19 protein-coding genes are annotated in these 19169 nt (G+C 68.6%); 7 read left to right on the top strand and 12 right to left on the bottom strand.

The genetic code is table 11. The annotated features are described in order from the left end of the window. Window positions 1-66: 66 nt before the first annotated feature. Genes E6C70_RS10405 through E6C70_RS10395 form a run of 3 tightly spaced genes read left to right on the top strand, consistent with a single transcriptional unit; the run spans window position 67 to window position 3083 of the window. The gene (locus E6C70_RS10405; RefSeq protein ID WP_136424492.1) at window positions 67-1140 is read left to right on the top strand and encodes a LolA family protein; all 1074 of its coding nucleotides are present in this window, start codon (window positions 67-69) and stop codon (window positions 1138-1140) included. Between the two features lie 37 nt (window positions 1141-1177). Continuing rightward, the gene (locus E6C70_RS10400) at window positions 1178-2182 is read left to right on the top strand and encodes an ABC transporter ATP-binding protein (protein ID WP_136424491.1); all 1005 of its coding nucleotides are present in this window, start codon (window positions 1178-1180) and stop codon (window positions 2180-2182) included. After that, window positions 2169-3083 carry an ABC transporter permease gene (locus E6C70_RS10395; RefSeq protein WP_136424490.1) on the top strand — a complete coding sequence of 305 codons (915 nt, stop codon included), beginning with the start codon at window positions 2169-2171 and terminating at the stop codon, window positions 3081-3083. The genes E6C70_RS10400 and E6C70_RS10395 overlap by 14 nt, the downstream gene beginning before the upstream one ends. 3 nt (window positions 3084-3086) lie before the next feature. Here E6C70_RS10395 and cofD read toward each other — a convergent pair whose 3' ends face one another. The 5 genes from cofD to E6C70_RS10370 form a co-directional block, all read right to left on the bottom strand. Beyond that, window positions 3087-4055 (bottom strand): 2-phospho-L-lactate transferase, encoded by a 969-nt coding sequence (gene cofD / locus E6C70_RS10390; RefSeq protein WP_136424489.1) that lies wholly within the window; start codon window positions 4053-4055, stop codon window positions 3087-3089. A gap of 107 nt (window positions 4056-4162) precedes the next feature. Further along, window positions 4163-4999, bottom strand: a complete 837-nt coding sequence (locus E6C70_RS10385; protein WP_136424488.1) for an ABC transporter ATP-binding protein — start codon at window positions 4997-4999, stop codon at window positions 4163-4165. Beyond that, entirely contained in the window at window positions 4996-6051 is a 1056-nt protein-coding gene (locus E6C70_RS10380) for a putative F420-0 ABC transporter permease subunit (RefSeq protein ID WP_207670102.1), read from the bottom strand. The genes E6C70_RS10385 and E6C70_RS10380 overlap by 4 nt, the downstream gene beginning before the upstream one ends. 2 nt (window positions 6052-6053) lie before the next feature. Then, window positions 6054-7061 carry a putative F420-0 ABC transporter substrate-binding protein gene (locus tag E6C70_RS10375; RefSeq protein ID WP_136424487.1) on the bottom strand — a complete coding sequence of 336 codons (1008 nt, stop codon included), beginning with the start codon at window positions 7059-7061 and terminating at the stop codon, window positions 6054-6056. Between the two features lie 212 nt (window positions 7062-7273). After that, the gene (locus tag E6C70_RS10370; protein ID WP_136424486.1) at window positions 7274-8218 is read right to left on the bottom strand and encodes an SDR family NAD(P)-dependent oxidoreductase; all 945 of its coding nucleotides are present in this window, start codon (window positions 8216-8218) and stop codon (window positions 7274-7276) included. Window positions 8219-8357: 139 nt separating this feature from the next. On the opposite strand from E6C70_RS10370, the gene E6C70_RS10365 reads away from it, so the two are divergent. Next, window positions 8358-9218: a helix-turn-helix transcriptional regulator gene (locus E6C70_RS10365; protein ID WP_136424485.1), complete on the top strand. Its 861-nt coding sequence runs from the start codon at window positions 8358-8360 to the stop codon at window positions 9216-9218. A 45-nt stretch (window positions 9219-9263) separates the two neighbouring features. On the opposite strand, the gene E6C70_RS10360 is transcribed toward E6C70_RS10365, so the two are convergent. From E6C70_RS10360 to E6C70_RS10335, 6 genes are all read right to left on the bottom strand, one after another. Beyond that, the gene (locus E6C70_RS10360) at window positions 9264-9905 is read right to left on the bottom strand and encodes a winged helix-turn-helix transcriptional regulator (RefSeq protein ID WP_136424484.1); all 642 of its coding nucleotides are present in this window, start codon (window positions 9903-9905) and stop codon (window positions 9264-9266) included. Between the two features lie 6 nt (window positions 9906-9911). Next, the gene (locus E6C70_RS10355) at window positions 9912-10346 is read right to left on the bottom strand and encodes a VOC family protein (RefSeq protein WP_136424483.1); all 435 of its coding nucleotides are present in this window, start codon (window positions 10344-10346) and stop codon (window positions 9912-9914) included. A 99-nt stretch (window positions 10347-10445) separates the two neighbouring features. Continuing rightward, window positions 10446-11321 (bottom strand): serine hydrolase domain-containing protein, encoded by an 876-nt coding sequence (locus E6C70_RS10350; RefSeq protein WP_136424482.1) that lies wholly within the window; start codon window positions 11319-11321, stop codon window positions 10446-10448. A 64-nt stretch (window positions 11322-11385) separates the two neighbouring features. After that, window positions 11386-12261, bottom strand: a complete 876-nt coding sequence (locus E6C70_RS10345) for an LLM class F420-dependent oxidoreductase (protein WP_136424481.1) — start codon at window positions 12259-12261, stop codon at window positions 11386-11388. A 95-nt stretch (window positions 12262-12356) separates the two neighbouring features. Then, complete coding sequence (locus tag E6C70_RS10340) at window positions 12357-13613, bottom strand: RNA polymerase sigma factor (protein ID WP_235833389.1); 1257 nt, start codon at window positions 13611-13613, stop codon at window positions 12357-12359. Beyond that, window positions 13600-13992: a YciI family protein gene (locus E6C70_RS10335; RefSeq protein ID WP_136424480.1), complete on the bottom strand. Its 393-nt coding sequence runs from the start codon at window positions 13990-13992 to the stop codon at window positions 13600-13602. Before E6C70_RS10335 ends, E6C70_RS10340 begins: the two co-directional genes overlap by 14 nt. Before the next feature lie 211 nt (window positions 13993-14203). Here E6C70_RS10335 and E6C70_RS10330 point away from each other — a divergent pair, with 211 nt between their 5' ends. Both E6C70_RS10330 and E6C70_RS10325 read left to right on the top strand, forming a co-directional pair. Then, window positions 14204-14593, top strand: a complete 390-nt coding sequence (locus tag E6C70_RS10330) for a hypothetical protein (protein ID WP_136424479.1) — start codon at window positions 14204-14206, stop codon at window positions 14591-14593. Window positions 14594-14940: 347 nt separating this feature from the next. Further along, complete coding sequence (locus E6C70_RS10325) at window positions 14941-16524, top strand: HNH endonuclease signature motif containing protein (protein ID WP_136424478.1); 1584 nt, start codon at window positions 14941-14943, stop codon at window positions 16522-16524. A 147-nt stretch (window positions 16525-16671) separates the two neighbouring features. On the opposite strand, the gene E6C70_RS10320 is transcribed toward E6C70_RS10325, so the two are convergent. After that, on the bottom strand, window positions 16672-18063 hold the full coding sequence (locus tag E6C70_RS10320) for an aminotransferase-like domain-containing protein (RefSeq protein WP_136424477.1): 1392 nt from the start codon (window positions 18061-18063) through the stop codon (window positions 16672-16674). Between the two features lie 205 nt (window positions 18064-18268). On the opposite strand from E6C70_RS10320, the gene E6C70_RS10315 reads away from it, so the two are divergent. Beyond that, on the top strand, window positions 18269-19117 hold the full coding sequence (locus E6C70_RS10315; protein ID WP_136424476.1) for a nitrilase-related carbon-nitrogen hydrolase: 849 nt from the start codon (window positions 18269-18271) through the stop codon (window positions 19115-19117). Window positions 19118-19169: the final 52 nt, after the last annotated feature.

Below are 19169 nucleotides of genomic sequence, written 5' to 3'. Positions count from 1 at the left end.
GGCGGTCTCCCGGCGGCACGAGCGTATTCTCGAAACGATGCTGTTCGAACCTGGATGTGAGTTCTGATGACCCGTCGCTGGACCAAGTGGGTGCCGGCTCTCGCCATTCCGGCCGTCGTGATCGTCGGCGCGGTGATGGTCCCGTTGCAGGCGGGCGCCGCGGGCGACCTCCCCGACAAGACTCCCCAGCAGTTGCTCGAGTTCGCTGCGTCGTCGAAGGTGGACGCGCTCTCGGGAACACTCGAGCAGACCTCCAACCTCGGCCTCCCCGACCTGTCGTCCATCACGAGCTCGATGAGCGGGTCCGGTGCATCCGGAGCATCCGGTGAGGACGTCAGCCAGGCCCTCGACCTCGTCACCGGTTCGCACACCGCGCGCGTCTTCATCGACGGATCGGATGCGCGCATGCAAGTGATGGACCAGCTCGCCGAGCGTGACATCGTCGCCTCGCCTGACGGCGTCTGGTTCTACGACTCCGACAAGCAGAGCGCGGTGCACCTCACCGGCTCGGCCCAGAAGAAGGCGGCAGACCTCACCGCACCGACGCCGCAGACCATCGCGAACAGCGTGCTGGGCAAGATCGGCGATACGGCGCGCGTGACGGTGGGCAAGGACGGATCAGTCGCAGGACGTCCCGCCTACAAGCTCGTCGTCACCCCGAAGGACGCCGACACCCTGATCGGCTTCATTTCGCTGTCGATCGACGCCGACACCGGCCTCGCGCTCGCGGCTCAGGTGAACGCCAAGGGGTCGAGCGACCCGGCGTTCAAGCTCGCGTTCACCCAGGTGACGCTTGCGGCGCCCGACGCGTCGTTGTTCGACTTCACGCCTCCCGCCGGAACGGACGTCACCGAGAAGGCGCTGCCGGCATCCGGTGGTTCCGGCGAGCACGCCAAGGGCGAGCGCGCCGCTGGCATCGCGACTGTCGGCACCGGCTGGTCGACCGTCGCGGTCGTACCAGCAGCCCAGGTTCCCGCCGACGTGCTCTCCTCGCCGATGCTGAAGAGCGTCACGACGGCCGTGACGGGTGGGCGACTGATCAGCACCGCACTCGTGAACGTGCTCATCGCGGATGACGGGCGCGTGCTCGTCGGATCCGTGACGCCCGACCGGCTGCTCGCCGCGGCCGCCGGATCCTGAGCCGCGACGGTCGAGTGCGGGTGTCAGGCGACGACGCGTGAGTGCGCCTGAGCGCACGGCCCCCTCCGCCGAGCCGACATCCGCCCTTGCGATCGAGACCCGCGGCCTCACCAAGCGCTTCGGCTCTCAGACCGCTGTTGCCGGAATCGACCTGGCCGTCCCGCGCGGTTCGGTGTTCGGCTTCCTCGGGCCGAACGGGTCGGGCAAGACGACGAGCATCCGCATGCTCATGGGCTTGGTCGCTCCCTCGAGTGGCGAGGCGCAGGTGCTCGGCAGCGACATCTCGACGGGCGTCGGCGATGTGCTGCCGCGCGTCGGCGCTCTGGTCGAAGGCCCCGCGTTCCTTCCGTTCCTCTCGGGGGCGGCGAACCTCAATCGCTTCGACGCCGCTGACCGATGGGCGCCATCCGCCACCCGCCGGCGGCGTATCGCCGACGCGCTCGACGCGGTGGGGCTCGGCGCCGCCGCATCCAAGAAGGTGCACGCCTACTCGCTGGGCATGAAGCAGCGACTCGGGCTGGCGGGCGCCCTGCTGATGCCCCGTGAGCTGCTCGTACTCGACGAGCCGACCAACGGGCTCGACCCGCAGGGCACGCGGGAGGTGCGCTCGCTCATCCGTTCCTTCGCCGATGGCGGGACCACCGTGTTCGTGTCGAGCCACCTGCTCGCCGAGATCGAGCAGGTCTGCTCGCACGCCGCCGTTCTCAGCGCGGGGGCGCTGGTCGCGCAGGGCCGCCTGGAGGAGCTGGCGGGTGAGGCGCGTGTCCGGGTGGTGACGCCGGATGCCGCTGCCGCGAGCACGGTGCTGACCCAGCTCGGACTCGCTGTGCAGACGACCCCCGCCGATGCAGCCGCCCCTGTCGCGACGGATGCCGGGCCGGTCGTGCTGGCGTCCGTCGGAGAGTCGGGTGTGGACCTCGATCGCGTCGTCGACCGGCTCGTCGGGGCCGGCGTGAGGGTGCGCGGATTCGCTCTCGAGCAGCCGAGTCTCGAGGATCGCTTCGTCGCACTCACGGGAGCGGGGTTCGATGTCGACCACTGAGAACGCATCCGGCGCCGAGAGTTCCGCGATCACCGCGGGTCTTCATCCGAGCTCGGGCGAGTCGGTCGCTCCGGCTCCGCGTCGTGGCGTGGGCTGGGCGCTGCTGGCATCCGAACTGTCCGTGTTGTTCCGTCGTCGACGCACCATCGCGCTCCTGGCGGCGCTGGCGGCGATCCCCATCCTCATCGCGGTCGCCATCCGTCTGTCGTCGTCGACCCGCGCGGGCCGAGGACCAGCATTCCTCGACCAGATCACCCAGAACGGCCTGTTCGTCGGTGTCGCCGCGCTCGTGGTGGCGATTCCGCTCTTCCTGCCGCTGACCATCGGTGTCGTGGCGGGTGACACCATCGCAGGCGAGGCGTCCCACGGCACGCTGCGGTACCTGTTGATGGCTCCCGCCGGCCGGGCGCGACTCCTGCTGGTCAAGTTCGCGGGAGCGGCGGCGTTCTGCGTCGCGGCCGCGCTGACCGTCGTGGTGGCCGGGACGCTGATCGGCGCGCTCCTGTTCCCGGTCGGACCGGTCCCTCTGCTCTCGGGTGACACGGTCAGCGTCGGCGAAGCCCTGCTGCGGTTCCTCGCAATCGCCGCGTTCGTCGCCATCTCGATGCTCGGGATGAGCGCGATCGGACTGTTCTTCTCGACGCTGACGTCCGTTCCGGTCGGCGCGATGGCGACGACGATCGCGTTCGCGGTGGCGTCGCAGATCCTCGACGCGCTGCCTCAGGTGGCGTGGCTGCATCCGTGGCTGTTCTCGCACCAGTGGCTGGGCTTCGCCGACCTGCTGCGGCAGCCGATCTCGTGGCAGACCTTCGGTGACAACGCCGTGCTGCAGGCCGGCTACGTCGTCGTGTTCGGGGCGCTCGCGCTCGCCCGGTTCCTGACGAAGGACGTCCTGAGCTGAGTTCTAGCTCGTGGCCAGCGCGATCGCGTCGGCGGCGATGGCCGCGGTCTCGTCGACGGTGGTGAACCAGAGCGGCCGAGCGTGCGCACGCAGTCCGGCGGCTTCCAGAGCGCGGGTTGCGGAGGCATCCACTGAATCGACCAGCCACGCGTCGATCAACCCGCCGTGACGGCGCGCCCCGTAGTGCTGACCGACGGCCTCGGCGCTCGTCTCGACGCCGATCGCCGTGAGACAGGCATCGGCCATTCCGCGGACGACCGCGCCGCCGATAATCGGTGATACGCCGACGACGGGCGCATCCGTCTGCCGCACCGCGTCGGCGATTCCCGGGATGCCGAGAATCGTGCCGATCGACACGACCGGGTTCGACGGCGCGATCATCACGAGGTCGGCGTCGGCGATGGCGTCGAGCACACCGGGTGCGGGTCTGGATGCAGCCACGTTCGCCTGCGTGAACGCGAGCGCCGGGCGCGTGGCCCGGGTTCGCACCCACCACTCCTCGAAGTGCACTCGCTCGGTCGCCCCACCGTCGGCCGCGACGGTCACGAGGGTCTCGACCTCGTCGTCGGTAGCGGGGAGCAGGCGGGCGCCGAGGTTCCAGCGGGCGGCCACCCGCTCGGTAACGGCGCTGAGCGGCAGCCCGTCACGCAGCATCGAGGTGCGGGCGATGTGGGTGCCGATGTCGAGGTCGCCGAGCGTGAACCACGGCCAGCCCACGCCATAGGCGTTCAGTTCGGCGCTGACGCGCTCGCTCTCGTCGCGTCGGCCCCATCCGCGCTCGTCATCCGATATGCCGCCGAGCGTATACATCAGAGAATCGAGGTCGGGGCAGACACGAAGACCGGCGAGCCAGAGGTCGTCTCCGGTGTTCGCCACGACGGTGACGGATGCCTCGGGCTCGGCGCGCAGGAGCCCGCGCGTGAAGCGAGCCCCGCCCACCCCTCCGGCCAGGACGGTGATGCGTCGCGTCACTCGGTGGTCCTCTCAGTCATGTGCTTCTTTTCATCTTGGCTACTGCCGTGTGAAGGCACCCGGACCTCGCCGATCGCGCGATTCCGGGCGACAAGGGTACGACGCCTTCACACGGCGGACCGATTGCCTTCAGACGGCAGGGTGGCGGCTGGCGACGGCGGCGAGGCGTCGGAGGTGTCGGCGAAGGCGAGAAGCGGACGCCCGGTCAGCGGATGGGCCAGCACCGCCGCGCGCACCCCGTAGACGCGCTGGATGAGCTCGGGCGCCAGGACCTCGGATGGGCGGCCCGCAGCGACGACCCGACCCGCGGCGAGCACGATGACATGGTCGGCGTAGGCGGCGGCGTGCCCGAGATCGTGCAGGGCGGCCAAGACGGTGATGCCGCCGCGTGCGAGTTCGGCGAGCAGGGCGAGAGCAGACAGCTGTGCGCGGATGTCGAGGTGGTTGGTGGGCTCGTCGGCGAGCAACAGGCCGGGTTGCTGAGCGAGCGCCCGGGCGAGCACGACGCGTTGGCGCTCGCCGCCCGACAGCGACGAGAAGCGACGCTCCTCCAGGTCGCCCACTCCGGTGGCGGTGAGACTGCCGCGGACGATGACCCGATCGGCCGGCGACGGTCCGGCCAGAGCGCCGAGGTGGGGGGTGCGGCCGAGCATGACGACGTCATGGACGGAGAGGTCGAGCTCAGTGTCCGACTGCTGCTCCGCCACCGCGACGATGCGCGCCCGGTCTCTGCGACGCAGTGCTGCGAGGGAGGCGCCGTCGAAGTCGATCGCTCCGCCATCCGTTCGCTCGATGGCCGCGATGAGGTGGAGAAGGGTCGACTTGCCGGCTCCATTGGGTCCGACGAGGGCACTCAGGGCGCCGGCGGGCACGGTGCAGTCGACGTCGTCGATGATGAGGCGTCCGGCGCGTGCGAATCGCACTCGGGTGAGGTCGAGACTCATGACAGCCTCCTCGATCGCAGCAGGAGCAGGGCGAACACGGGGCCGCCGACGAGGGCGGTGAGGATGCCAACGGGCAGTTCGCGCGGGTCGAACAGGGTGCGAGCGCCGGTGTCCGCCCAGACCAGGAAGATCGCGCCCGCCAGGGCCGACAGCGGCAACAGGGCTCGGTGTCCCGGCCCCGTGATGAGGCGCACCGCGTGCGGCAGGATCAGCCCGACGAAGCCGATCGCGCCGCTGACCGACACCATCGCGCCCGTGAGCAGGGCGACGCCGCCGAGTAGGAGCCACCGCGTGCGGTCGACATTCACGCCGAGGGCTGCCGCCGAGGCGTCGCCGAATGCGAAGGCGTCGAGCGAGCGCGCACTCCCGAGCAGCGGGATGCCGAACACGACCAGAGCTCCTCCGGCGATGGCGACTGCCGGCCACCGTGCACCCGCGAGGGAGCCGAGCAGCCAGTTGAGGATCTCGCGGTAGCTGTCGCCGGTGGCGCTCCAGAAGATGATCAGGCTCGTCACCGCGCCGAACACGCTCGACACCGCGAGGCCGGCGAGCACGGTGCGCGTCGGCGTGATGCGCGAGACGGCGCCCGCGAGGGTGAGGGTGACGGCCAAGGCGGCGAGGGCTCCGGCGAAGGCGGCGAGCGGGAGGACGATGGTCCAGCCGAGCACGACGACCACCACCGCGCCGACGGATGCGCCGGAGGAGAGCCCCAACAGGTACGGGTCGGCGAGCGGATTGCGCGTCACCGCCTGCATGATCGCGCCGCTGAGGGCGAGGCCCGCACCAACGGCTGCCGCGGTGAGCACGCGCGGCATCCGAAGCTCCCACACGATGCCGTCGCGCAACGGCGAGAGCGAGCTGCGGCCGATGCCGAGGTGCGAGAGCACGCTCGAGAGCACATCGGCCGGCGAGAGGGCGGCCGGCCCGATGGTGACGGAGATGATGACGCTGGCGACGAGCAGCACGCCCAGCACCCCCGCCCAGACGGCAGTCGGCACGGCGCGGAGGGGCATCCGACCGACGGATGCCTCTGCCTCGATCGTGCCGGCCATGCTCAGAGTCCGAGTTTCGCCAGCTGAGTGGTGATGGATGCCACGGCCTCGACGTTGCGCACGCCCGCCTCGCCGGCGGGGAAGGGGATGGTCACGTAATGCTTCTCCTTGACGGCCGTCATGCCCGCCGTGGCGGGGTTGGCCTCGAGGTTGGCGATCTTGGATGCGGCCGTGTTCCACGTCGCGTCGACGAGCACGATGACGTCGGGGTCGTCGGCGACGATCGACTCCCATCCGAGAGCCGACCAGGTGTCCTTCACGCCGGCCGCGACGTTGGTGAGGCCGGCGGCCTTCATCATCATCTCGGGCGCGCCGATTCCGGCACCGACGTAGGGGGTGTCAGTGCCCGAGCTGTACCAGAGGGCGCTGAGGTGAGAGGCGTTGGGCGTGATCGCCTTCAGCTGCGCCTTCTGCTTGGTCACGAGGGCGGCGGCCCGATCGGGAACGCCGAAGATGGCACCGGCCTGGTCGATCTCGCTGAAGACGTCGTCGAAGGTGAGCGGGTCGGGCTTGTAGCCGTCCTCCTTGCACGCGGAGGGCGCGACGTAGGTGTTCACGCCGAGCGACGCCAGAGTCGGGCGGTCGCCTGCGCCCTCAGCGGTCACGTTCGACTCCCACCCGGCGTAGACCAGGTCGGGTTCGGCCGTCAGAGTGGCCTCCTGCCCGGGCACCTGGTCGCTCAGCGACGTGAGCTTCGCGGCCGCGCCCTTCCACTGGGGCGCGACGGGCCCGTCGGTGAAAGCGGTCCCGACGATGCGGCTCTGCAGGCCCAGCGCGAGCATGGTCTCCAGCGTCGTCGACTTGATGGTCACGACGCGTTGGGGCGCCTCGGTGAAGGTCACCTTGGTGCCGCAGTTGTCGATGGTGAGCGGATAGCCGGATGCGGCCGTCGCGTTGGTCGACGGAGCCGAAGCGGTCGCGCCGCTGAGGGCGCATCCGGCCAAGGCTATGACGGATGCCGCAGCGAGGGTGAGGCCGAGCATGGCGGTGAGAAGACGGCGGCGGGTCATGCAAGCTCCGTGGCGCGATGAGGATGGATGAGGATCGGGCCCGAAGAGGCGTCGCGAGGCTCTCCCGTTGCACGCGATGGCGTGCGCGAGTGAACCTTCAACAACGTGTGCGGGCGACCAACGGCTCAAATCCAAGCCGGCGCATCCGGTCAAATCGAACCGGCGGTCGAGGACAGTTTACGCCTGTGACGGTTGTGGACCGCTCGAAATAACTACGCCGACGGCAGGTCGTCCACCGGCACCGTCCTCAGGAGCGCGCGCGTCTCAGCGACGTAGCGGTCTTGGAACGCGGGGCTCTCCGCGTCCACGGAGCCTCGCATCGGACGACCCTTCTCATCGAAGTACACGCCCGTCGAGTCGGACCGATTGACGAGGACGGTCGTGATGACCTTCGCGGCGCGCTTCGGGGTCGTGAAGTACTTGAACAGTGGAGCGATCGGCGAGATCACGTATTTGGCGAGCAGCCTGACGGCGACGCTCGAGTCGCGGGAGAGGTTGGAGCCGGGGTTCACGCCGGGCTCGACGGCGTTGAACCTCAGACGCGGGAACTCGCGGGCGAAGGCCAGGGCCGTCACGAGGTTGCCCTGCTTCGACGATGCGTAGGCGTCGGCACCGGGCAGTTTGGAGCCGCCGGGGCTGAGCCAGTCACCCCGGGCGCTCGCATCCGCCGAGATGTAGCGGGAACCACGGAAGCCGGCGGCGACAGCGATCCGGCGCTCGGGGTCCTCGACCGCTGAGGTGATGAACACGACGTTCGTGCCGTCGGGCAGCGAGGGAATGAGCGCCTCGGTCAAGGCGAACGGTCCGAGGTGGTTGGTCGCGAATGCGCCATCCCACCCTTGGACGCTGGTGAACGGCCGAAGCGGCATGATGCCGGCGTTGTTCAACACGCCGGCTATGGGCATGCCGAGGGCTGCGATCTCTGTGGCGGCGCTGCGAGCGCTGACGACGTCGGAGAGGTCGGCGACCACCGACACGGCGTTCCCGCCTCCCGAACGGATCTCGCGCTCGACGTCGTCGAGCTTGGCGCGGCTGCGACCGACCAGGATGACGGTGCCGTGCGCGGCGAGTTCGAGTGCTGTGCGGTAGCCGATGCCCGACGTCGGGCCCGTGACGACCCACGCCATCTCGGTGAAGGCGGATGCGGATGGTGCCATGGTGCGCTCCTTCGTGTCAGGCGACCGGGAGGTCGGATCGGTCAAGCCTGCGTCGCTCCTCCGGAATCAGCCAGTGGACGGCTCATCGTAGGACCGCCAGACACAGGACACCGACCTGTGCATCGCGCAGACTGAGGGCATGGAATCGTCGGAGCTCGGAGGGCTGGTGCGGAGTTGGCGCGAGCGGATGACGCCGGCGTCGGCCGGCCTGCCCGAGGGTGGCCGCCGGCGTGCGATCGGCCTTCGTCGTGAGGAGCTCGCCGCCCTCGCTGGAATCTCGCCCGACTACCTGACCCGTCTGGAACAAGGACGGGCGACGTCGCCGTCCGCGCAGGTCGTGCAGTCGTTGGCGCGAGCCCTGCGACTCTCAGATGCCGAACGCGACCTCCTCCATCGGCTGGCCGGTCACGCGACGCCGGGGCTCTCCGTCGTTCCGACCCGCATCAGCGCGAGCGTACAGCGGTTGCTCGACCGGCTGGCACACACTCCGGTGGCGGTCTACGACGCAACCGGGACGCTGCTCGTCGCCAACGCTCCGTACAACGCGCTCATGGGCGACACGACAGCGTGGCACGGCATCGCGCGGACGGCGCTCTGGCGAAATCTCGTGGGAACAGGTTCGCGCGTCGTTCACACCCCGGAGGAGCAGGCGGACCTCATCGCGATGCAGGTCGCCGACCTCCGGATGACGTCGTCGCGGTATCCGACCGACCGGTCTCTCCGGCGGCTGATCGCGCAGCTCAAGGCCGAAAGCCCTCTCTTCGTCGAGCTCTGGGACTCGGGAGCCGCGCCCGATCAGCGCGAGCTGGGCAGGAGCAAGACGATCCTGCATCCGGCGGTCGGCCCGATCGATCTCGACTGCGACAGCCTCGTCGTCGCCCAGGACGACCTACGAATCATGGTCTACACGGCAGAGCCGGGCACGCCGGATGCCGAGAAGCTCGCCCTCGCGATCGTGCTCGGCACTCAAACGCTCTCGGACGTTCTCGCGAACGATTGATCTGCCATTGCTCATCCGTCGGCGCAGCCGTCGCGCTCAACCGGTTCAGGCGGCGAGGTGGAAGGTGTCCGCGAATCGGTCGAGGAGGTCGCCGCGGCCGCTCAGCACCTCGACCACGCCGGTCGCGATGGCCCGATCCGGCGCCAGCTCTCCGGAGATGAGTCGACGGATGTCGGGGCCTGCCGCGAAGGCCAAGTCGACCGGCCCGTCTCCGCGTGTCACGTCTAGCGCCGACCCGTCCACTCGGATGAGCAGCTCGGTCGGGCCGAACCTGGCCTCGTACGCGGTCGCGGGCAGGGTCGCCGCCACCTGGGGCCGAAACGCGGTGCGCAGGGCCATCGTCATCGAGTCCGGGGTGATGATCTGCTCCTCGCGCGGATCGCCCAAGGCCTTGAAGCCCCAGGCGCCGAGCGCGAGCACGACGGGCTCGAGCTCGCGGCCATACGGTGTCAGCTCGTAGACGATCACGCGCGAGCGCGGCATGCGGCGCAGGATCCCCGCATCCTGCAACTCCTTGAGCCGCGCCGCCAGGATGTTGCTCGGGATGCGGGGCAGCCCCGCCGCGAGTTCGCCATAGCGGCGCGGTCCCACGAGCAGATCGCGGACGATGAGCATCGCCCACCGTTCGCCCACGAGCTCCAACGCTCGCGTGACGCCGCAGTACTGCCCGTACTCCCGCGCGGCCATCGAGACTCAGGCCTGCTGTGCGGCGAAGGCCTCGGGGCCCTGCGCGGCCGCTGCCGGGTCCATCCAGCCGATCTCGAGGATGTTGCCGTCGGGGTCGGTGAGCTGACGCTGGTACATGAAGCCGAAGTCCGAGGCCGGACGCGCCTCTGTGCCGCCTGCCGCGAGGCCATCGGTGACCACCTTGTCGACGGCCTCCCGGTCGTCGAAGAAGACCGCTGTCGCAACCGTCGGGTTGACCGCGGGGTCGCCGATCGGCAGCTCGGAGAACGTCTGGAAGTACTCACGCACGAGGATCATGAAGTAGCTGTGGTCCTCCTCGACGATGACGCAGGCCGCGTTGTGGTCGGTGAAGAGCGGGTTGATGGTGAAGCCGAGCGCCGTGTAGAACGCCTTCGCGCGCTCCAGATCGGTTACCGGCAGGTTGACGAACATCGAGGTCATCGTGGTCTCCTTCGTGAGTCTCATCCGTGGACACCCCCGATACTTGCAAAAAACAAGTGGTCCGTCAAGACCCGGCGGAGCCGTGCCTCGTGCGCGGTCTCAGTCGGTCATCGCCGCGCTGGCGAGTTCGGCCATCCGGTGGTCTCGCACCTCCTCGTGGGCGGTGATCGTGACCACGGATCGGCGCTCGTCGTCGACGATCACGTATTGCCCGTACCTGCCGTCCAGTCGCCAGCACTCGCCAGGCCCCTGCCATGTGGCCAGACCGTAGCGTTCGAAAGGCGCATCGCCCCCGGTCTCGAGCCATGGGGAGTGCATCCGGTCGATCCAGGCCGAATCCACGAGCTGGCGGCCATCCCAACGGCCTCTGTCGCGAAGGACGCGGCCGATGCGGGCGAGCTCCTCCGTGCGCAGCTGCAGGCCGCTTCCGCCGATGATCCGGCCGAGCGGGCACCGATGCCATTGCGGATTGTCGATGCCGAGCGGGTCGAACAAGCGAGGCATCAGCCAATCCCGCACGTCGCCGACCACCGCTCCGAGCATCCGCATCGCGACGTAGGTGCTGGCGTCGCTGTACTGGAACACGTCTCCGGGGCCTCTGCTGGGCCGGCGCAGCATCTCCTGCGCCAAGTCCGGCCACGGAGCGGGCTGGTCCCCGAACCAGGCGAAATCGATGCCGCTGCGCATAGTCAGCAGGTGACGCACGGTGACAGCCGAGACGTCGGCGCCGAGTTCCATCTCGGGCAGGACGTCGGGCACCCGGAAATCCAGCGAGAGAGCTCCCTCGGCGATGGCGACGCCGATCGCCAGTGCGCACACCCCCTTCGACGCCGAGTAGATGTTCACGCGGTCATCGCTCCGCCATCGATGCGACGCCGTGTCGTCTTCGACGAGAACGTGTACTCCGTAGGCGGCCAGCCGTTCATCGTCGACGGCCGTCACGAAGCGATTCAGAACCAGGGATGCGGCGGGCACATGAGAAGTGTCGCACCGTCACGCGAGCAAGCGCCTCGGCGGACGGTATCGCGGGTGCCGGATGTCAGCGCCCGATCGCGGCCAGTCGCTCACCGACGGTCTCGTCGAAGCGCTCGACGAATCCGGCCGGATCTTCCATCGGCGCCCGCAACTGCAGGTGGGAGACACCGAGTGCTGAGAACTCCTCCATCTGACGAAGGAAGGCATCCGGCTCTCCCACCGGGTCGTCGCCGCCCAGCACCGTGATGCGGATCTCGGACATGTCGCGACCCACGTCGTCGCAGTGCCCGCGCAGCACGTCGATCTTGTGGGCCAGCTCATCCGTCGACGTGCCGAACAGGTTGCACGCGTCGGCGTACTGCGCCACGAGCCGCAGCGTCTTCTTCTCCCCGGCGCCGCCGATGAGTATGGGCGGGTGCGGCCGCTGCACGGACTGCGGGGAGTTGAGGGTCGCGCCGAGGGTGTAGTGCTCGCCCTCGTAGGGCCCGTTGTCGTCGCTCCACATCTGCAGGCAGATCTGCAGCGTCTCCTCGAGGCGCTCGAAGCGCTCCTTGAGCGGCGGATACGGCACGCCGAGCGAGAGGTGCTCACGCTCGTACCAGGCCGCTCCGATGCCGAGCCACGCCCGTCCGTTCGAGAGCACGTCGAGGGTGGTGACGGTCTTGGCGAGCAGCCCCGGGTAGCGGTAGGTCACCCCGGTCACAAGCGCTCCGAGCTGGATACGCTCCGTGATTCCGGCGACGTAGCCCAGCGTCGAATACGCCTCCAGCATCGGGTTCTCGGCAGGCTGTACGCGGTCCATCTGGAACCAGTGGTCCATCACCGTGAACAGGGTGAAGCCGGCTTGATCGGCGGCGCGCGCGGTGTCGCGGAGCGCCGGGAGGATGGCCTTCTCGCCGCCATCCATGGTGAAGTTCCAGAAGTGGATGCCGACGTCCATGAAGTCTCCGTTCATCGGGCGTCACGCGGCGCCCTCCACCAACGCTAGACCCGCGCGAGGCATCACTGCCGGGCTACCGTGAACTCGGCGAGCGCTCAGTCGGGACCGGCCGTTTCGAGCGCGGCGCGCCGCCGCTCGAGGTGGCGACGCGCCGGTGGGTCGTCGCACAGTTCGATCGCCCGGGCGTAGGCAGCGGAGGACTCCGGCGCACCAATGGCTTCCAATAGATGCGCCTTGGTCGCCCAATACGGCTGGAAGCGCTCGGCAGCCGGAGCCATCGCCTCCAGCACGTCGAGTCCAGCGGATGCGCCGTCGGCGCGTCCGACAGCGGCGGCGTGGGCGACCCGCGAGCCCAGCGTGGGCTGCACCGCCACCAACGCGGCGTGCAGGTCGACGAGCGCCCTCACGTCGACCACGCCACCGTCGATGCGGGAGTCGTGAGCGGACTGGATGGCGGCCTCCAGTTGGAATCGACCGGGCCGACCGAGCGCGAAGGCGTGCGTGAGCATCCGCTCGCCCGTCTCGATGAGGGGTCGCGACCAGAGGGCGGTGTCCTGCCCATCGAGCGGCACGTACTCGCCGCTCACGACTCGGGCATCGACTCGCGCAAGGGAGAGCGCGATGAGGGCGGCGAGTCCAGCGGCTTCGGCGTCATCGGGCAACAGCGTCGCCGTCGTCATCGCGAGGTGCAGTGCCTCGAAGGCGAGCTCGCCGGACTCCGTGGAGTCGAGGGCGTACGCACCGTAGACCGCCTCGAGGACCGCAGACGTGCGGCCCGCGAGGTCGCGCTTCGTCGGAACGACGAACGGGATGCCAGCGAGCTTGATGCGACGCTTGGCCCGCACGAGCCGCTGGGCCATGGCGCTCTCCGGCACCGCGAACGCGCGGGCGATGACCGCCGCGTCGACTCCGAGCACGGTCTGCAACATGAGCGGGGTGCGGATGCCGGGGTCGATGGCGGGGTGAGCGCAGACGTACAGCAGTTCGAGACGCTTGTCGGGTATGGCGTCGATGCCCTCCAAGGCGTCATCGATGGTGTGCATGACGGACTCCTCGTCGAGCGGCGCAGATCGGGTGCGGGCGGCACCGCCGAGCAGGTCGCGCTGGCGATTCCGGGCGACGGTGAGCAGCCAGGCCTCCGGGTTGTCGGGCACCCCGTCGACCGGCCAGCGCAGCAGTGCACGCTCCACGGCATCCGCCAGCACGTCTTCAGCGAGCGGGATGTCGCGGGTCGGCGCCGCGAGGAGGGCGATCAGTCGAGCGGCGGAGCGGCGGACGACGGATGCGGCCGCAGCCGACACGCTCGCCGCATCCGTCATCGCCGTGCTCGCCTCCGCTTCAGGACCGGGCATCGCCCTGCCAGGCATCGGCACTGGTGTCGAACCAGGTGGCGCCCGGTCGGATCTCAACGGTTCCCCACTGGACCGATGGGGCGTCGCCCGCCCACTCCAGAGCCGAGTCCAGGTCGGCGACGTCGATGACGAAGGAGCCGCCGAGCGCCTCCTTGGTGTCGGCGAACGGCCCGTCCTGGACGACGAGTTCGCCCGTCTTCCGCGACACCGAGGTGGTGGCGGATGTCGGCTGCAGCACCTCGGCCGAGACCAGCACCCCGGCCGCGTTGAGAGCCTTGGCGTAGTCGTTGAAAGCGGCCTGGCCCTGCTCGATCGCCTCGTCGCTGAGCTGGCCGTCGGCCATCATCTCCGGATAATGCAGCAGCAATGTGTAACGCATGATGAGTCCTCCTGATTGATCGTGACATCTTCATGACGATCCACGGACCGCCCGATCGACATCTGTGGAAAGAATCGTCAGTGCCCGTCGTGTGGCTCAGTCGACGTGGACGCGCGATGCTCGTCGGCACTGTTATGCCTCGCGAGCATGGCGGCGGTCCGGTGGCCGACGAGGAAGGGCTCGTGGCGGCGCAGGGGTCCAGAATGAGGCCATGGCAGACCTGCTTCGACCTCTCGGGCGACGACGAGTGTGGGTCTTGTTCGGTGCGGGCGTGATCATTGCCTTGACGATCACGATCGGTGGTGGTCTCGGCCACAACGCTCGTGGTGTGCACATCGTTTCCGACGTGCTCATGGTGGTCGCTATCGGTGCCATCGGAAGTGGAATCGTGACGGCGCTGACAACGCTCGAGCCCGACTGCCGCGTGGCCGCGCTCGAGGCTGTCGACAGGCAACGACAGCGGAGCGTTCGGCACGCCGTGCGCTCGGGCGAGATGGGCCGGGTGGCGACCGAGGATCGAGCCACCACGATCGATAACGCCAGAGCCGTTGCTGCGTCGCTGCCAGGCGCGGTGAGCGCGAGCGTCATGGGCTCGATCTGAGCGCTCACGCTCGCCGCGACCCTATTGCTGCGATCTGAGAACGCCGTGATGACCACTCTGTCGATCATCACCCTCGCGTTGGCTTCGATCGTTCTCGCTCTCCTTCCTTTGCAAGCCAGAATGCTGCGGCGGGCCGAAACGCTCGCTCGGTTCGACGATGCGGGTGCGGCGTCGGTGTGAACGGTGGGTGAGCTCAGGGAAACGTGCTTGTTGTTCTCGTCGCGTCCTGATTGTCGCGCGCCGTCCCGCTAGCGTCGGGTTGTTCTGCTCGCCTCGCCTGGCAGGTCGTCGTCAGGAAGTTGTACACAGTACTAGTACATATGTTCGAATTTCGATAAACTGACAGCATGTCAACGACGGCCGCCGTCTTCGCAGAACTCACCGAGGTTCTGACGATGGCCGGCGTCTGCGCCTCGACGTTCCAGGCGATGGCCGAGGATGAGTTGGCCGACACCCACCGGCACATGGGTTGCCTGCGTGACGAGGTGGATAAGGCGATGGCGTTCTCGGCGGCCGAGGTTGCCCGCCGCTCACGTCCCGTGTTCGGCGACCTCGGTATGGCCAGACGCACTGGTGCGCGCAACGATGCCGAGATGCTGCAGAAACTCACGGGCGGATCTCGGCGCGACGCCCGGCGCATGATCGCTGTGGGCCAGATGATGGCCGAAGCGGAGGCCGACGCCAAGGCGAACGCGGCGGGCGGAGATGACGGGAGTCCAGTCGTTGGAGCGGTCGCCGCTGCCGCCTGGTTCGCGGCGTTGGGTCGAGCTGTTGCGGCGGGCGAGCTCACCGTGGATCAGGCGGCGTCCGTGCGGGGAGGCCTCGGCGAGCCCGATGCAGCCGTTGACGACCAGGCGCTTGCGGCGGCGCTCCCCGAGATCATCGCACTCGCGCGAGACGTGAATGCTGATGCGGCCTTCACGGCCGCTCGTCGCTTCCGGGAGCGACTCGACACCGCTGGCGTGGCTGGGCGAGCCGAAGCCCGTCGGGCCAAGCAGTTCTGGCGCATGTGGCCCAAGCCGGATGGCATGTACCGCGGCGAGTTCGAGCTCGACCCGGAGAACGGCGCCTATCTCAAAGACGTCTACGACCAACTGACCTCGCCTCGACGCGGCGGCCCTCGCTGGGTGAATACCAAGGATGCGGCGCGAGACAAGGCGCTTCGCGACGACCCGAGGTCGACCGAGCGCATCGCCGTCGAGGGCTTGGTTCGACTCGTCGAACTGGGAGTGTCGGCCGATCCCGCGGTCATGCCCGGGCTTCTTCCCTCTACGCGGAAGCCGGCTGTGCGCGTCATCACGATGAAGCGTGATCTCGAGCGTGCCGGCCCTGCGCGACGCGATGACCCTACGAGGCCCGACACCGGCAGTGGGTTCGGGCACCTCGAAGGTTCTGATGAGCTCATACCCCTGGCAGACGCGAGGGCGGCCATCTGCGATAGCGGCGTACTCCCCGTTCTCTTCGACGAGGACGGTCGGGCACTCGATGTCGGCCGTGAACAGCGCCTGTTCACGACCAAGCAGCGCGTCGCGCTCGCGATTCGAGACGGCGGATGTCTGTGGCCCGGATGCGATCGCCCGCCCTCTTGGTGCGAAGCGCATCACATTGATGAGTGGGCCGATCTCGGAAGGACGGATGTCGCAGACGGAGTGCTGTTGTGTCGCTATCACCACCTGCTGCTGCACAACGCCGGGTGGCGCATTCAGCGAATCGGTGCCGCGGGATATGTTCTCCATCCACCAGCCAGTGTCGACATCGAGCGCAGACCGATCGCGCTTCGGGGCAGGTCCCTGATCATGGTGAAGGCCCCGGTTCATCCCCCGCCGGCGTCGACACTCGACGCTCCCGACGGGCCCATGGCGAAGGCCGCGCGATCCGATCCGCCAAGGTCGTCGGTGGAGGGACGGGAGCCGCGAGCGCGGAGCGCGTGACGGACGACTCCGCCGACGGGGATCGCGAAACGAACAGATCCCCCCGGGGACCGCCTGACCGACGGATCCCCCCCCGCGGCTGAGGGCTCACCGCAGTGGAGATGGCGGGTGGGGGTCAACGTCCTCGAATCCGTACACGGGCGCCGGCTACGACCAACGCTGCTCGAGCGAGTGGGCACCGGGCGGGTGTGGCAGAGCGGCAGCGCCGAGAGCGGCGGCGACGTCGGCCGCATCCGACCGAACCAAGCCGACCGTGACGCGCACGAACCGGCGGGCGCCGACATCCGTCGCCTGAGTCGCCTGAAAGGGCGACCCCGGAGCCACCCGGATCCCGCTCGCGGCGAGTTGCATCACCGCCGACCGCTCGTCGTGGACCGGCACCCACAGGTTGATGCCGTCGGACCGGGCCGGTTCGATGCCCCATCCGCTCAATGCCGCCGCCACCGCTCGTTGCCGGGCAAAGTACTGCCGCCGCGCCTCGGTCACCTGATCGAGTGACTGGCCGTCGGTCAGGAGGTCGTGCAGGATGCGCTGGACCATCCGAGACGTCCATCCAGGGCCGAGCATGCGACGGGCGACGATCGGGTCGACGAGAGCTGTCGGCCCGCCGAGCGCGGCGATTCGAAGGTCAGGACCATGCGATTTGGAGAAGCTACGAACGTGCACCACCTGATCCGGAATCCAGCGCCCGAGCGACACGTCTGCGGCAGTGGAGATCTGACCGGAGTGGTCGTCCTCGATGACGATCAGATCCCGACCATGCGGATGCGACCGGATGACCCGAGCCAGCTCCTCGGCACGCCCCGCGCTGAGCGATGCGCCCGTTGGGTTCTGAGCCCGAGGCTGCAGGATGAGCGCTCGCGGATGCGAGCCGAGCGCCGCGGAGAGGGATGTGGCCGTGATGCCCGACTCGTCGAGGGCGACGGGGATCGGCCGGGCACCGAGGGTCTCGACGAGGTCGAAGAACGGCGGAAACCCCGGACTCTCCACCACCACCCGGTCTCCGAACCGCAACACGGATTCGAGGGCGCGCGAAACGGCGTCCAACGCTCCATCCACCACCGTGATCGTCTCGGCCTCGTAGGGCCACGCCTCCCGGAGGACTCGCTCGAGCTCGGGGATGACTGGCAGATCGTGGTAGCTCGACGTCTCCGCACTCGCCGACACCCGGGCGAGCGCTCGCGAGAGATCGGGAAGCAGGAGAGGGTCCGGCGTCCCCCGTGACAGATCGAGCCGAGCCTCGCCAAGGTAGCCCGCCAGGCCCTGCGTCCGCGGCGGAAGCCACGCGGCATCCGGTGCTCGCACGAAGCTCCCCGCTCGCCCACGCGAGACGATCAGACCCGCACGCGACAGGGCCTGCCACGCCTGGCTCACCGTTGCAGGACTCACACCCAGTCGAGTCGCCACAGCGCGCACGGTGGGCAACCGGTCGCCGGGAGCGAGCTCGCCGTCGTTGATGAGCCGCGCCAGCCAGGCCGCGATGTCGCCCGGCGAGGATCCACCGCCCAAGCCCGCCAGCGCGTCGAGCTCATCATCCATGACAGAAGGGTGCACGACTCTTGCCTCCCGAACGCGGGACATCCACAATGACTTACACGTACGTCACACAGTGAAACAAAAGAGAAATGTTCACGCCGAACAATAACAGAACGGGCGAAGGCGCTCGGGAGTTCGGCTCAACCCTCGGCGTTGGTGACTAGCGATACGGATGCCACCGCCGGCTGATATTTCGGAGGGCAACCGCATGACCGTGGTTCGCGCAGCGATCACCCAGACCACCTGGACCGGCGACAAGGCGTCGATGCTCGACAAGCACGAGCAGTTCGCCCGAGACGCGAAGGAGCAGGGCGCACAGGTCGTCTGCTTCCAAGAGCTGTTCTACGGCCCCTACTTCGGCATCACGGAGGACGCGAAGTACTACGACTACGCCGAGCCCGCCGACGGACCGATCGTCCAGCGATTCGCGGAACTCGCGAAGGAGCTCGGCCTGGTGATGATCCTCCCGATCTACGAGGAGGAACAACCCGGCGTGTACTACAACACCGCTGTAGTGGTGGATGCCGACGGGTCGATCCTGGGCTCGTACCGCAAGCACCACATCCCGAACCTCGACAAGTTCTGGGAGAAGTTCTACTTCCGTCCCGGCAACCTCGGCTATCCGGTGTTCGACACCGCCGTCGGCAAGATCGGCGTCTACATCTGCTACGACCGCCACTTCCCCGAAGGATGGCGCGAGCTCGGCCTCAACGGCGCACAGATCGTGTTCAACCCCAACGCGACCAAGCCGGGCCTGTCGAACCGACTCTGGGAGATCGAGCAGCCGGCCGCCGCCGCGGCGAACGGATACTTCGTCGCCGCACCCAACCGGGTCGGGCGCGAGGACAACGAGTACGGCGAACTGGCGGTGGACTTCTACGGATCGAGCCAGTTCGTCGATCCGCGGGGCAACCTCGTCGGCGAGTACGGATCACGGGAGGTCGAGGAGGTCGTGGTGCGTGACCTCGAGATGGACCTCATCCGCGAGGTGCGCAACAACTGGCAGTTCTACCGAGACCGCCGGCCCGAGTCGTACACGTCGATTCCGAAGCCGTGATGTCGGGGTCTCGATACGCGGGCTTCGCGCGCTACTCGACCAGCAGCGTTCG

The organism is Orlajensenia flava (genome assembly GCF_004801905.1).
Taxonomy (GTDB): Bacteria; Actinomycetota; Actinomycetes; order Actinomycetales; family Microbacteriaceae; genus Orlajensenia; species Orlajensenia flava.
This window is presented reverse-complemented; position numbering and strand designations above follow the sequence as displayed.

Coding starts and splice junctions, on each gene's coding strand:
- E6C70_RS10395 (WP_136424490.1), top strand. CDS start 2,169: ATGTCGACCACTGAGAACGCATCCGGCGCCGAGAGTTCCGCGATCACC.
- E6C70_RS10380 (WP_207670102.1), bottom strand. CDS start 6,051: ATGGCCGGCACGATCGAGGCAGAGGCATCCGTCGGTCGGATGCCCCTC.
- E6C70_RS10330 (WP_136424479.1), top strand. CDS start 14,204: ATGGCAGACCTGCTTCGACCTCTCGGGCGACGACGAGTGTGGGTCTTG.
- E6C70_RS10385 (WP_136424488.1), bottom strand. CDS start 4,999: ATGAGTCTCGACCTCACCCGAGTGCGATTCGCACGCGCCGGACGCCTC.
- E6C70_RS10365 (WP_136424485.1), top strand. CDS start 8,358: ATGGAATCGTCGGAGCTCGGAGGGCTGGTGCGGAGTTGGCGCGAGCGG.
- E6C70_RS10405 (WP_136424492.1), top strand. CDS start 67: ATGACCCGTCGCTGGACCAAGTGGGTGCCGGCTCTCGCCATTCCGGCC.
- E6C70_RS10345 (WP_136424481.1), bottom strand. CDS start 12,261: ATGGACGTCGGCATCCACTTCTGGAACTTCACCATGGATGGCGGCGAG.
- E6C70_RS10320 (WP_136424477.1), bottom strand. CDS start 18,063: ATGGATGATGAGCTCGACGCGCTGGCGGGCTTGGGCGGTGGATCCTCG.
- E6C70_RS10340 (WP_235833389.1), bottom strand. CDS start 13,613: ATGCCCGGTCCTGAAGCGGAGGCGAGCACGGCGATGACGGATGCGGCG.
- E6C70_RS10360 (WP_136424484.1), bottom strand. CDS start 9,905: ATGGCCGCGCGGGAGTACGGGCAGTACTGCGGCGTCACGCGAGCGTTG.
- E6C70_RS10325 (WP_136424478.1), top strand. CDS start 14,941: ATGTCAACGACGGCCGCCGTCTTCGCAGAACTCACCGAGGTTCTGACG.
- E6C70_RS10335 (WP_136424480.1), bottom strand. CDS start 13,992: ATGCGTTACACATTGCTGCTGCATTATCCGGAGATGATGGCCGACGGC.
- E6C70_RS10370 (WP_136424486.1), bottom strand. CDS start 8,218: ATGGCACCATCCGCATCCGCCTTCACCGAGATGGCGTGGGTCGTCACG.
- E6C70_RS10375 (WP_136424487.1), bottom strand. CDS start 7,061: ATGACCCGCCGCCGTCTTCTCACCGCCATGCTCGGCCTCACCCTCGCT.
- E6C70_RS10355 (WP_136424483.1), bottom strand. CDS start 10,346: ATGACCTCGATGTTCGTCAACCTGCCGGTAACCGATCTGGAGCGCGCG.
- E6C70_RS10315 (WP_136424476.1), top strand. CDS start 18,269: ATGACCGTGGTTCGCGCAGCGATCACCCAGACCACCTGGACCGGCGAC.